General features: G+C 33.1%; 10 protein-coding genes. All 10 read left to right on the top strand.

Annotated elements, in window-relative coordinates; all coding sequences use genetic code 11:
* Positions 1-43: 43 nt before the first annotated feature.
* Complete coding sequence (locus HPY57_02485) at positions 44-1,669, top strand: CTP synthase (GenBank protein NPV10644.1); 1,626 nt, start codon at positions 44-46, stop codon at positions 1,667-1,669.
* Complete coding sequence (locus HPY57_02480) at positions 1,669-3,171, top strand: DUF3808 domain-containing protein (protein NPV10643.1); 1,503 nt, start codon at positions 1,669-1,671, stop codon at positions 3,169-3,171. The genes HPY57_02485 and HPY57_02480 overlap by 1 nt, the downstream gene beginning before the upstream one ends.
* A gap of 103 nt (positions 3,172-3,274) precedes the next feature.
* The gene (locus tag HPY57_02475; protein NPV10642.1) at positions 3,275-3,889 is read left to right on the top strand and encodes a phosphoribosylglycinamide formyltransferase; all 615 of its coding nucleotides are present in this window, start codon (positions 3,275-3,277) and stop codon (positions 3,887-3,889) included.
* Entirely contained in the window at positions 3,886-5,424 is a 1,539-nt protein-coding gene (gene purH, locus HPY57_02470; GenBank protein ID NPV10641.1) for a bifunctional phosphoribosylaminoimidazolecarboxamide formyltransferase/IMP cyclohydrolase, read from the top strand. Before HPY57_02475 ends, purH begins: the two co-directional genes overlap by 4 nt.
* Positions 5,425-5,432: 8 nt before the next feature.
* Positions 5,433-6,458 carry a rod shape-determining protein gene (locus HPY57_02465; GenBank protein ID NPV10640.1) on the top strand — a complete coding sequence of 342 codons (1,026 nt, stop codon included), beginning with the start codon at positions 5,433-5,435 and terminating at the stop codon, positions 6,456-6,458.
* Between the two features lies 1 nt (position 6,459).
* Positions 6,460-7,287 (top strand): rod shape-determining protein MreC, encoded by an 828-nt coding sequence (gene mreC, locus HPY57_02460; GenBank protein NPV10639.1) that lies wholly within the window; start codon positions 6,460-6,462, stop codon positions 7,285-7,287.
* A complete protein-coding gene (gene mreD, locus HPY57_02455) occupies positions 7,280-7,768 on the top strand; it encodes a rod shape-determining protein MreD (GenBank protein NPV10638.1) in 489 nt (162 codons plus the stop codon). The genes mreC and mreD overlap by 8 nt, the downstream gene beginning before the upstream one ends.
* The gene (mrdA, locus tag HPY57_02450) at positions 7,768-9,564 is read left to right on the top strand and encodes a penicillin-binding protein 2 (GenBank protein ID NPV10637.1); all 1,797 of its coding nucleotides are present in this window, start codon (positions 7,768-7,770) and stop codon (positions 9,562-9,564) included. The genes mreD and mrdA overlap by 1 nt, the downstream gene beginning before the upstream one ends.
* On the top strand, positions 9,533-10,798 hold the full coding sequence (rodA, locus tag HPY57_02445; GenBank protein NPV10636.1) for a rod shape-determining protein RodA: 1,266 nt from the start codon (positions 9,533-9,535) through the stop codon (positions 10,796-10,798). The genes mrdA and rodA overlap by 32 nt, the downstream gene beginning before the upstream one ends.
* Before the next feature lie 67 nt (positions 10,799-10,865).
* The gene (locus HPY57_02440) at positions 10,866-13,709 is read left to right on the top strand and encodes a TonB-dependent receptor (GenBank protein ID NPV10635.1); all 2,844 of its coding nucleotides are present in this window, start codon (positions 10,866-10,868) and stop codon (positions 13,707-13,709) included.
* The last annotated feature ends 16 nt before the right edge of the window (positions 13,710-13,725 follow it).

The following is a 13,725-nucleotide window of genomic DNA, read 5'->3' as shown; positions in this document are numbered from 1 at the left end:
TAGTTTCTGAAATTTTTATTAATCACTTATTTTCGTATTAATTATGGCTGGAAAAAAAGTTAAATATATATTTCTTACAGGCGGAGTTGTTTCTTCAATTGGTAAAGGAATCACTGCGGCTTCCCTTGGTTTGTTACTAAAATCAAGAGGTTATCGAGTTACAATTCAAAAATTCGATCCATATATTAATGTTGATCCAGGGACAATGAGTCCTTTTCAGCATGGTGAAGTTTATGTCACTGATGATGGAGCTGAAACGGATCTCGATTTAGGTCATTATGAAAGATTTCTTGATATAGTTACAACAAGGCATAATAATACAACTGCTGGTCAGGTTTATTTTGAAGTAATTACTAAAGAACGAAGAGGCGATTATTTAGGTGCAACGGTTCAGGTAATTCCACATATTACCGATGAGATAAAAAAAAGAATTACCTTTTTAGGCAACAGCGGTGATTATGACATTGTGATTACTGAAATTGGTGGAACCGTCGGAGACATTGAAAGTCAGCCGTTCATCGAAGCAATGCGACAAATTATGCTCTCTATGGGAAGAAAAAATTCTTTGTGTATTCATGTAACTCTGGTTCCGTTTATTGCTGCATCAGGTGAATTGAAAACTAAACCTACACAACATTCAGTTAAAAGCCTTCTTGAAATGGGAGTTCAACCAGATATAATCGTCTGTCGTTCTGAAAAAAAATTACCAAAAGAAATAAAATCCAAAATAGCTTTATTCTGCAATGTCCAACCTAATGAAGTAATTTCAGCAAACGATACATCGTCTATCTATGAAGTTCCACTTATTTTATTAAAAGAAAAATTGGATGAACTTGTTCTCGAAAAACTTCACCTCAATCCAGGTAAATTGAAAATTGATCAATGGATCAACTTCGTTGAACGAATTAAGAAGCCTGAAGATGAAGTTAATATTGGAATTTGCGGTAAGTATGTTGAGCTGCATGATGCATATAAAAGCATTATTGAAACATTTGTTCATGCTGGTGCTGAAAACAAATTAAAGGTAAACCTTATTTGGTTAAATGCAGAAAAATTTGAGTATGAAGATCCAGCTGAATTACTTAAAAATGTTCATGGACTGCTTGTTCCTGGTGGTTTCGGAGAAAGAGGAATTGAAGGTAAAATAAGAGCAATTCAATACGCAAGAGAAAATAAGTTGCCATTTTTTGGAATTTGTCTTGGAATGCAATGTGCTGTAATTGAATTTGCAAGAAATGTCTGTGGATTAAAACAAGCTAACAGTACAGAATTTCGAAAGACGAGACAGAATGTTATTGACCTTATGCCTGATCAAAGAAAGATAAAAGATTTAGGTGGAACGATGAGACTTGGTGCTTATCCCTGCATAATTGAAAAGGGCACTAAGGCTTACGAGGCTTATAAAACAGAATTGATTTCAGAAAGACATCGACATCGTTATGAAGTGAATAATAAGTTCAGAAAAATTCTTCAAGATAATGGAATGATTTTCAGTGGATTATCACCTGATGGAACTCTTGTCGAAATTATTGAGCTGAAAGATCACCCTTGGTTTCTTGGTTGTCAATTTCATCCTGAATTAAAATCTCGTGCATTAAAACCTCATCCACTGTTTAGAGAATTTGTGAAAGCTTCTTATAAGCATAAAACTTCTCGCCAGAAATCCTGATGATGAAAAGATTATCGCTGCTTTTTTTCATTTTAATTTCAAGTGTCTTTGCTCAAAATTCAAATGATTATGAAAAGAAATTAAAGCAATCGCTTGATCTAGTTTTTAACTTCAAGTTTAATGAAGCAGAAAATCATCTCTCGACTTTATCCAGGCTTAGAACTGATGATGCTCGTCCTTTGTTGTATCTTTCCAATATTTATGTGTGGAGATTTATTGGCGATAAAAGAAAATCAGATTTCGAGAAATTTGAGAATTTGAGTAAAGAGACAATCGAAAGAGCTGAATCAATCCTGAATAAAAATAAAGATGATCGCTGGGCATACTTTTGTCTTTCGAGCATTTATGGATATCGGGCATTAATGTTTTTTATGGACAGACAATACATCGATGGACTCTGGGCTGCTAAAAAATCAATCAGCTGGACTGATGATTTAATTGAACTTGACCCAGCTTTTTATGATGGTTATTTGTGGCGAGGGTTGTTCAGTTTTTCACTAAATCTAGTTCCATCTTCATTAAGAGGTTTATTAAGTATTGTAGGATTGAAAGGAGATGTTAGACAGGGATTAAAGGATATTCAACTTGTAGCGACTCGTGGAAATTTTGCCAGGGTCGAAGCAATGTATTTTCTTTCCCAGTTTTATTCTGCCTCATTAAATGACAATCAAAAAGCTTTTAATTTGCTGAAAGAACTTGCTTCAAAATATCCAGATAATGAATTGTTCGTTTATTCTGCAGCCGTTGAGCTTATTAAACTTCATCGAATTGATGAAGCAAAAAATTACCTTCAAAAAATCATTTCAAATAATTCTGTTGAAATTTCTGCTGTGAAGGATTTAAGTTATTTCTTGATAGGTGATTGTAACTTTTATCAAAATAATTTCTCCGAGGCAATTTCAAACTATAATATCTTCATTCAGAAATATGAACAGGATCAATACAAACCAACAGCATATTTTCGTACGGCTCTTTCTTATTACTTTTTAAATAACAGAGGATTGTCAAAGATTAATTTCGAGAAAGCAATATCAGTTAATTCAAAAATAAGCGAAGATAAATTTCATCAACGAATGGCTAAAAAGATCATTAACTCAAATTTTGATGAAACCATTTTAAAAATTTTCTATGCCTGGAATTTTCTTCGCTCAGGACAATTCAATTCAGCCATCAATCAATTCGATGAAATATTAAAAGATAATATTAATGACAACAAGAGAATCATTGCTTTATATTTGAAAGGTTTAAGTTATTACAAATTAAATGATACTGTAAACGCGAGACGATTCCTTAGGGATGTAGTTAAAATTAATTCGAATGAAGAACTTTGGGCTAAAGCATTTGCATTCTTATATCTTGCAAGACTTGAATTCAATAGTAAAAATTATACAACAGCTGATAATTATATTTCTAAGATTTTAGAATTTGATGACTTTGATTTTGAAAGCTCGGTTAAGTCACAGGCTAAAAATTTAAGGGAGAGAATAAACAATAATTTTTAAAATTTGTCTGAACTGTGCAGAGGGAAAAATCACAAAATTCAGCTAAATTTCTCAAAAAATTGATAAAATTTTAATCATTAACTAAATTGCAACACCATTTGAGATGAATGTTGAAAAATTTCGGATTTGTGTTTTTGCTTCAGGGAGAGGTTCAAACTTGCAGGCAATTATTGATAGGATTGAAGAGGGTAAATTAAATTGTGAAATAGTTTTTGTGTTGAGTAATAATTCAGGTTCTGGTGCTTTAGAAATTGCAAAGAGAAATAACATTCCTGCTTTTCATCTCAGTGAAAAATTTTTTCATAAAAATAATTTTGAAGAATCGCTCATTGATTTGCTTGATAGGTATGAACCAGATTTAATTGTGCTTGCAGGTTATATGAAGCTTGTGCCTGTTTCAGTAATTAAAAAATATCAAAACCGAATCATAAACATTCATCCTGCTTTGCTCCCGAAATTTGGCGGAAAAGGAATGTATGGAATGAATGTTCATAATGCTGTATTTCAGAAGGGTGAAAAAGTTTCGGGTGTAACTGTTCATCTAGTTAATGAAAATTATGATGAAGGGCAGATTATATATCAGGAGCAGGTCGATATTTCGGATTGCAGAAGTCCTGAAGAAATTGCAGAAAAAGTTTTGAAACTCGAGCATAAAGTTTATCCTGAGGTTATTCAAAAAATAATAGATGGAAAGATTAATTTAGACAATTTAAGATGATAAATTTATTACCAGTTAAGCGGGCATTAATAAGCGTTTACGACAAATCTAATTTGATTGAATTAGTAAAAGTTCTGGAGAAATTTGGAATTGAAATTTATTCATCGGGTGGAACATTCGAGTTTCTTAAAAATAATTTTCTCAATATCAAACCCTTGAGTGAAATTTCTGGGATCTCATCACTGCTCGATGGAAGAGTTAAATCACTTCATCCTTTAGTTCATGCCGCAATTCTTGCCAGAAAAGATTCAGAAAAACATTTAAATGAATTGAGAGAAGCTGGAGTTGAGCCATTTGACCTTGTGATTGTTAATTTCTATCCATTTGAAAGGGTTGTAGAGAAAGAAAATATTTCAGAGTTAGAAGTGATTGAAAATATTGATATCGGTGGACCAACTCTAATTCGCTCGGCAGCAAAAAATTATGAATCAGTTGTTGTGGTATCTTCAATAAATCAATATGATTATTTAATCAAAGAATTAAGAGAGCATAATGGATCAACAACGGTTGATTTTCGAAGAATGCTTGCTGCTGAAGCTTTCCAACGAATTGTAGAATATGATATCGCAATAAGCAGATATTTCAGTAAAGAAGTCAATTTGAACCTCACGTTTCCATTGGAAAAGGTTTTGAGATATGGAGAAAATCCACATCAAAGTGCAAAACTTTATGGTAATTTCTTAAAAATATTTCAACCAATTCATGGTAAAGAACTTTCATATAATAATATTCTTGATATTGTTTCAGCCGCTGAACTTGTTTTTGAATTTGACAAATGCGCTTGCGCTATAATCAAGCATAATTCACCTTGCGGTGTAGCTCTGGGTAATTCAGTTCAAGAAGCATTTGAAAAAGCTTTAAGATCAGATTCAATATCTGCGTTTGGTGGGATTGTTGCTTTCAATCAAAAGGTGGATAAGCAAACGGCTGAAAAATTAAATGAAATCTTTTTAGAAGTCATAATTGCACCAGAATTTCAAGATGATGCCCTTGAAGTTTTAAAAAAGAAAAAAGATCGCAGATTAATTTTGGTAGATAAAAACTTTAAAGAAAAGAAATCATTCCTGAGCAAAAATGAAATTAGATCAATCCCTGATGGTTTATTAGTTCAGTCTAAAGATAAAATTGTGATTAATAAAGATGAGCTTGAATTTGTTACTTATCAACGACCAGATGAAAATGAACTTGAAGACTTAATCTTTGCTTTTACTGTTGCGAAATATGTAAGATCAAATGCAATTGTTTTCGCAAGGAATGGAATGACGCTTGGAATAGGAGGTGGACAAACCTCACGAGTTGATGCAGTTAAAATTGCAATAATGAAAGCGCGAGAGTTTAATCATAATCTGGAAAATTCAGTTGTAGCTTCAGATGGATTTTTCCCATTTGCTGATTCAGTTGAAATTGCTTACAAAGCTGGTGCAAAATCTTTCATACAACCTGGTGGTTCTGTAAGAGATACTGAAGTTATAAAATTTGCAAATGACAATAACTTAAAAATGGTATTAACTAAAATCAGGCACTTTAAACATTAGGATTAAATATGGGAATATTTAATATTTTTTCATCAGACATTGCAATTGATTTAGGGACAGCCAATACCTTAATCTACATTAAAGGTAAAGGGATCGTTTTAAATGAACCTTCAATAGTTGCATTTGATAAAAATACAAAAAGAATTATTGCAGTTGGAAATCAGGCAAAAGAAATTCAGGGAAGAGAACACAGAGATGTAAGAGTTAGCCGTCCGCTTCGTGATGGTGTAATTGCTGATTTCGAAATTGCTGAAGGAATGTTGAGAACATTCATCAAGATGGCAAAGGGCGGATTGCTACCAAGCAGACGTATTGTAATTGCAGTTCCAACTGGCATAACTGAAGTTGAAAAAAGAGCAGTTCGAGATTCAGCTGAGCATGCAGGCGCAAAAGAAGTTCATTTGATTGCGGAACCAATGGCAGCTGCAATAGGAATAGGATGTGATGTTGAATCACCCGTTGGAAATCTGATCATTGATATTGGTGGTGGAACAACGGAAATTGCCGTAATTGCTCTTTCAGGAATTGTAACTGATGAATCAATTCGAATTGCTGGTGATGAAATGAATAATGCAATCGTTCAGTACTTCAAGAAAAATTACAACATATTAATCGGTGAAAGAACTGCTGAAATGATAAAAATTCAAGTTGGTTCTGCAATTGAATTACCAGAAGAAATCACTATTCAGGTTAAAGGTCGGGATCTTGTTCAGGGAATTCCAACTTCTGTAGAAGTAAGTTCTGAAGATATTAGAGAAGCTCTAAAAGAACCAATCGATCAAATTGTAGAAGCTGTGCGAGTTACACTTGAAAAGACTCCTCCTGAACTTAGTGCAGATATTCTTGATCGTGGAATAATGTTAACTGGTGGCGGTGCTTTACTTAAAGGACTTGACGAAAGAATAAAATTGGAAACAAATCTCCCTGTTCATGTGGCTGAAGATCCATTGACTGCTGTTGTTCGTGGAGTTGGTAAAGTTTTGGAAAATTTCGATAAGTATGAAAAAGTTTTAATCCGAAGCAGAAGATATTGAGATGATTTACTGGTTAGTTAGATTTATAAATAATTACAGACAATATGTTATATTTTCCATCCTTTTACTCGCTTCATTGTTTTTGTTAAGTCTGAATGACTCAAAAGAAATTTCCAACCTTCGAAAAACATCTTTTATTATTTACGGTTTAATTGATTATATAAAATCTCCATTCGAAGATTTCATTTATTCAAAGACTGAACTAGAAATCTTAAAAAAAGAAAATGCTGAACTAACTCAGCAGCTTTTAAAACTTCGAGAATTTGAAAAGGAAAGGAATGAACTTATTGAACTTTTAAAATTCGAAAAAGAAAATCCAGTTAAACTTATCAATGCAAGGATAATTTTAAAATCTAGCGATCCGGCGGGTAACAAATTTATTATTAACAAAGGTAAAAACGATGGGGTTAGATTAAATGCTACAGTCTTTAGTTCATCAGGTTTAATTGGATATGTTTCTGATTTAATGTCAAATTATTCAGTTGTTTATACAATCAATAATCTAAATGTTAGAATTAGTGTAAAGAATGCTCGATCTGGTGCACTGGGAATTTTAAGTTGGGACGGTGAGAAGTTTAAAATTTTTAATGTAAATAAATCCGCCGATGTCAGAGAAGGTGACCTTTTTATTACATCAGAGTTCAGTTCGTTATTTCCTTCAGGGTTACCAGTTGCCCGAGTTACTTATGCTTCTCAGTCAAAAGAGACTTTATTTTATGACATTACAGCAAAACCATCCTGCGATCTTAATGAAATTAGGTTTTGTTTTATTAGTGAGACGAGTTTAAATAATCAAAAATTAAATTTTCTATTAAGTCAAAGTGAATGATCGAATACTGAATTCAACGATTTATTTAGTCATCTTACTTTTTTTTCAACTTATTGTTGTTGAGATAATTTCTTTTAATTACATAAAACCAGATTTATTGTTGATTGGACTTATTTATTTCACGCTTTTGAATGGTCAAATTCCTGGAATGGTATCAGGTTTTATATTTGGACTTTTGATGGATATATTTAGTTATGGTGTGATAGGTGCAAACGCACTTTCAAAACTAATTGCTGCTTTCTTTGCTGGTTATTTTGCTAAAGAGGATTTAGATGAAAGAGATATAATTTCATCTGCATTTTTTATAATTCTTTTGGTTTCATCATTGATAGAAAGACTTGTTTATATTTTTATCACAAGCAATGTAGATTTTAAATATCTTATTTTAGTTTATGTTAATTATGGATTAATTCCAACACTGGTCACTATGGTTTTCAGTTTGTTTTTATTGTTCTTCCAGAAAAAGAGAGAGGTGAGGTAATGACGCCGACAAGAGAGATATCTCCAAAGGTTCGAACGAGTATCATTTCTTTTATGACAATTATACTTTTTCTCTCTCTTGGTTTCAGGCTTTATCAAATTCAAATTATTGAAAATGAAAAGTATCAAAAAACATCTGAAAAAAATGCGATTAAAGAAAAGATAATCGAACCTTATCGTGGAATATTTTATGACAGAAACTGGAAAGTTTTAGTTGATAATCAACCAGGATTTACTCTTCGAATTACTCCATATTACTTTGACACAACACTAATCCCGATTCTTGAAAATTATTTCAAATTAAAACCTGGTTATATCAAATATTTATTAAAAGCTAATAAAAACTTTTCACCATTCATCCCTTTAAGAATTCAGAGAGGGTTAACATTTGAACAAATAAGCTGGCTTGAAGAAAATAAAGAAGCGTTACCCGGTGTTGATTACAAAATTGATATGCAAAGATCCTATCCATATGGGGTTCGAGCATCTCACTTGTTTGGATATTGTAAAGAAATTTCTCGAAAAGAATTAGAAGAGAAAAAAGATGTTTATATAATGGGTGACTTTGTTGGCCACAGCGGTCTGGAAAAATATTATGAAGAGTATCTTCGTGGTGTAAAAGGGAAACAATTTGTTTATGTAGACTCAAAAGGAAGAGAAGTCGGTCCAGTTAACGAGGGCAAAAATGATGTTAAACCGGTTTCTGGATATAATGCGCAGCTGACAATTGACGGTGAACTGCAGAAACTTGCTGAGGAACTACTTGCCGATAAAAGCGGTGCAATTGTAGCAATAGATCCTTCAAATGGAGAGATTTTAACACTCGTTAGTAAACCTGATTTTGATTTGTCAGACTTTGCAAGTCTAACCCCTGCTTCAATCTGGCGACAGTTAAATTCTGATAAGAATAAACCTTTGTTTAACAGAGCAACAAGTTCTATTTATCCACCTGGTTCTTGTTTTAAACCAATCAATGCTCTGGCAGCTTTAAATGATGGAATAATAGATGAAAAATATGTATATCCGTGTGGTGGAGGTTTTTCTTTTGGGAATCATTTTTACAAATGTATGGGTACTCATGGGGGATTAAATGTCGTTCACGCAATTGAAAAATCCTGCAATACATTTTTCTTTAGTTTGATTTTGAAAAATGGATTTGAAAGATGGACTAAATATGGGAGAATGTTTGGGTTTGGTCAAAAAACTGGAATTGATATTTACGAAGAGATATCAGGTATTCTTCCATCGGTTGAGTTTTATGATAAAATTTATGGTAAAGGGAAATGGACGAAAGGTTATGTGGTAAGCTTAGGTGTTGGTCAGGGTGAGCTTGGAGTTACACCACTGCAAATGGCTGTTTATGTTTCAGCTATAGCTAATGGTGGAACTCTTTATAGACCACATGCGGTACGAAAGTTTTTTAATCCAGAAGCTGATCCAAAAGAAATAATCATTCCGATTGAAGGAAAGAAGCTTCCAATTAAAGCTGAAGCGATGGAATTGGTCAAACAAGGAATGTTTTTAGTAGTAAACGGTGCAGGAACAGCCACGCACGTTCGTATTCCAGGAATTAATGTGGCTGGTAAAACAGGAACGGCTCAAAATCCGCACGGGAAAGATCACGCATGGTTTATTGGTTTTGCTCCTTTTGAAAATCCAAAAATTGCAATTGCTGTAATTGTTGAAAATGCAGGTTTTGGCGGTGCAGTTGCAGCTCCAATCGCTAAACGATTAATTGAATTCTATCTAAAAGATAAAACAAAAGATGTTCAAGCCCTGGCAGCAAACAAAAATTAAATCTGAAAAAATTGAAGGTAATCTTTCAAGGGATCTTGATCTTTACCTTTTTATTTCTTCATTTCTAATCATTGTCATTGGACTTGTGTCTATATATAGTTCGACTTATAATCTTCCATATCTTCACATTAACTTTTATAAGCAGCTAACATTTGCAATTTTGGGTTTACTACTTGGTTTGATTGTTTATAATCTGCCTCTAAAAGTTTTTAATCTTGCTGCACTGCCATTCTACATTATTTCAATTTTACTTTTGGTAATTGTTTTATTCATTGGTAAAAAAGTATCTGGAAATCAAAACTGGATTAACATTGGTTTTTTCTCCTTACAGCCGTCAGAAATTTCCAAATTCGCTGTTATACTTATGCTTTCGAGTATTTATTCGAGAAAAGATTTTAATGTTAATTCTATAAAAGGATTTTTGACAGTAAGTTTAATAGTTGCAATCCCCGCAATGTTAATAGTTCTTCAGAAAGACATTGGAACTGCAATTGTCTTTTTCTCGATTTTTTTATTTGGATTGTTCTGGAATGGATTATCAGGTTTTTCAGTTTTTGTTTTAATAAGTCCGATTATTGTTGCAGTTTTATCTTTGCTTGGCTTTATCCCGCTTTTAATTTCTCTAATTTTCGTGATAGTTGTATTGATTTATTTCAAAAAAGAATTATTTCTATCACTTGGAATTTTTGGATTGAATTTATCTGCAGCTATTTTGGTTGAATTGTTTTTCAAATTTTTATCACCTCACCAGATTAACAGAATTAAGAACTTTCTTGATCCTAATTATGATCCACTTGGCAGTGGATACAACGCACTTCAAGCTAAAATTGCAGTTGGATCAGGTGGTTTATTCGGCAAAGGTTTTATGTCGGGCAGTCAAACCCAATTGAAATTTATTCCTGAGCAGTGGACCGATTTTATTTTTTGTGTAGTTGGTGAAGAATTTGGATTTGTAGGATCAGTTTTTGTTTTGATACTTTATTTTATTGTGATTTCACGATTACTTTACATTGCTCGAACAACTGATTCTGTATTTCGAAGCAGTGTGATCATAATGATAATATCAGTTTTTTTAACTCATATATTTATAAACATTGGAATGACTATTGGATTAGTACCTGTCATTGGAATTCCTTTACCTTTAATGAGTTATGGTGGAAGTGCGCTTGTCACAAATATGATGATGATCGCAACCGCTTTAAATTTCTATCGTCATAGAACCTCTTTAGCTTGAACTGAAATAATTTTATTACTTAATTTTGAAAAAATTTAAATCAAAAAACTTCATAAGTGAGGTTGAAATGAAAAACAAAATTCTTCTTGCCTTCCTGACAATTTTCCTGACCATTCAATTTATCTATGCAGGTAATACAGGGAAAATTGCCGGTAGAGTAATCGACAAGGATACAAAGGAACCAATACCTTTTGCCAATGTCATTGTCGAAGGAACCCAACTTGGTGCAGCTACAAATCTTAATGGAGAGTTTGTTATTCTTAATGTTCCTCCAGGAGTCTATAATGTAACTGCATCTGTAGTTGGTTATCAAAAACAAACTATCAAAGATGTAAGAGTAAATGTCGATTTTACTACAAGATTAGAGTTTGCTCTTACACAAGGTTCGATTGATCTACCTCCTGTTGTTGTTCAAGGAGAGCGAAATCCATTAATCAGACAGGATTTAACTAATCCGGTTGCTTCAATTACAAGTGATAAAATAGATGAACTACCCGTTGATCAAATTGCTGATGTAATTAAATTACAAGCTGGTGTTGTTGTTGGAAATGATGGGGATATTCACATTCGAGGTGGTTATGGAAATGAAATTGCATACACATTAAATGGAATAACTTTAAATGACCCTTATGGTAATAGAAGAGCAGTTGGACTTGCAACTAATGCAGTCCAGGAAGTTTCTGTTTCAAGTGGAACATTTAGTGCTGAATATGGAAATGCTTTAAGTGGTGTCGTTAATTATGTAACTAAAGAGGGTCCTTCAAAATATACTGGAAGTATTCGTGCTTATAGCGGTGATTATGTAACAAATAGAACTGATTTATTTGAAAACCTCGATAAAATTGATCCATTAAATAGAGCTCGAACAGAATTTACTTTTGGTGGTCCACTGCCATTTTTAAATAAATATGTGAACTTCTTTATTTCATCTGTCTATGAAGATTTCAAAGGTTCACTTTACGGAAAGAGATTATACAATCCAACCGATTCTTACCTTGAGCGAAACAATTTCCGATCTGGCGATCCAAGATATGGAACTTCAACACAAAGTTATTTCTTCAATCCATACAGTAAAACTGACTCATCTGGTTTGCCAACTGGTGATGGTGCATGGGTACCAATGAATTGGTCAAGATCATTTAATTTTCAAGGAAACTTGATATTTAAGCCTCTTCCAACTATCAAATTCAAATATGAATATGTTTTTGATAAAGGTACATCACAGGATTTTCAAAGATCTTATAAATTCAACCCTGATGGACGTCCTACAAATTATTCAAATGGATTTATTCATGCCTTCGATTGGACACACACAGTATCAAACAATCTGTTTTATACATTAAAATTATCTTATGGGACAAATTATTATAAATCATATCTCTATGAAGATCCTTACGATCCGAGATATCTACCTTCCCTTTATGCAAGAACGCTTGGCAACACAACTTATCTGACAGGTGGAACAGACAACTCAAGATTTTTCAGAAAAACACAAACCTTAGGAATTAAAGGTGATTTAGTTGCTCAATTGTTTAATGTGCATGAAGTCAAAATGGGATTTGAGATTCGAAAGCATAGATTAAATGTTGAAAGTTATACAGTTCAGGTTGGTTATATCAATAATCAAGGTTTATTCACAACATTAACACCTGCGACATTATTATACGATAGTGTTCAGCTGGTAAGAAGAATTCCAAGCGACACATCACTTTATACAAGTTATGAGAGATTGCCAGTTCAGGCAGCTGCATACATTCAAGATAAAATTGAACTTGCTTCATCAATGATTTTAAATGTTGGTTTAAGATATGAATTCTTCAATCCTGCAGCTCAATACAATCCAAACGTAAGCAAAGATTTAAGTGATTTAAAAGCAGGAAGTATTACGAGAAGCGCAACCGATGCAAAACCAAAGCATCGCCTTAGTCCGAGAGTGAGTGTGTCTTATCCGATTACAGACCGTGGTGTGATTAGATTTTCTTATGGTCACTTCTATCAAATACCTTCACTTTCAAGCCTTTATGCTAATCCATTTTTCTATGTTGCTAATTTTGGTGAAAATCCAACTTTTGGCAATCCAAATGTGGAACCACAGAAAAGCGTCCAATATGAACTTGGACTTCAACAATTATTACTTGATGATTTGAAATTAGAAGTGACTGGTTTTTACAAAGATGTAAGCAATTACATTTACACTCAGCAGATTTATACCAACGAAGGTCGTGCATTTTATCTCCTCACAAATCTTGCATATTCAAGTAGTAAAGGTATTACAGTTTCATTATTGAAACGAAGATCACCCCAAGATTTCTTCTCGGCAACTTTAGATTACACCTTCTCTATTGCTGAAGGTAATCGAACCTATCCCGCAGATGAAATTTTCTTCAGTGAAAAGAGTGGAAAACAAAGCGAGACTTATCTAGTTCCATTTAGCTTTGACCGTTCTCATGTTATAAATGCAACTTTAACATTCACTCAACCCAATAATTGGATTGCTTCATTTGTTGGTTACTTCCAGACGGGTACACCTTATACACCAATTTTCCCTTCAAATATTGTAGATATTACATTCGAGCAAAACTCTGCTCGTCAACCCGTTCAATGGAATGTAGACTTTAAATTTGAAAAATTCTTTATGCTTGGAAATTTGAAATTATCTCTCTTTGCTCAGATTGAAAATCTATTCGATACTCAAAATGAATTATATGTTTATGCTTCCACCGGAAGAGCATTGAGTGCAATTGAAGAGAAAGATATAAATACTGTTTTTTCAGATATGATTAAGAGAATTAACAGAGGTGATCCAGGATTAATCCCGTTGTATGAAATTCAAAAGTATTATTCTCTCAGACCCGAAAGAGTAAATCGTCCGAGAGAAGTTCGATTAGGTTTTCAATTAATATTTAACTGAACCTCTTGAGGAGAAA

It is taken from the genome of Ignavibacteria bacterium, assembly GCA_013177855.1.
GTDB lineage: Bacteria > Bacteroidota > Ignavibacteria > Ch128b > Ch128b > Ch128b.
This window is presented reverse-complemented; position numbering and strand designations above follow the sequence as displayed.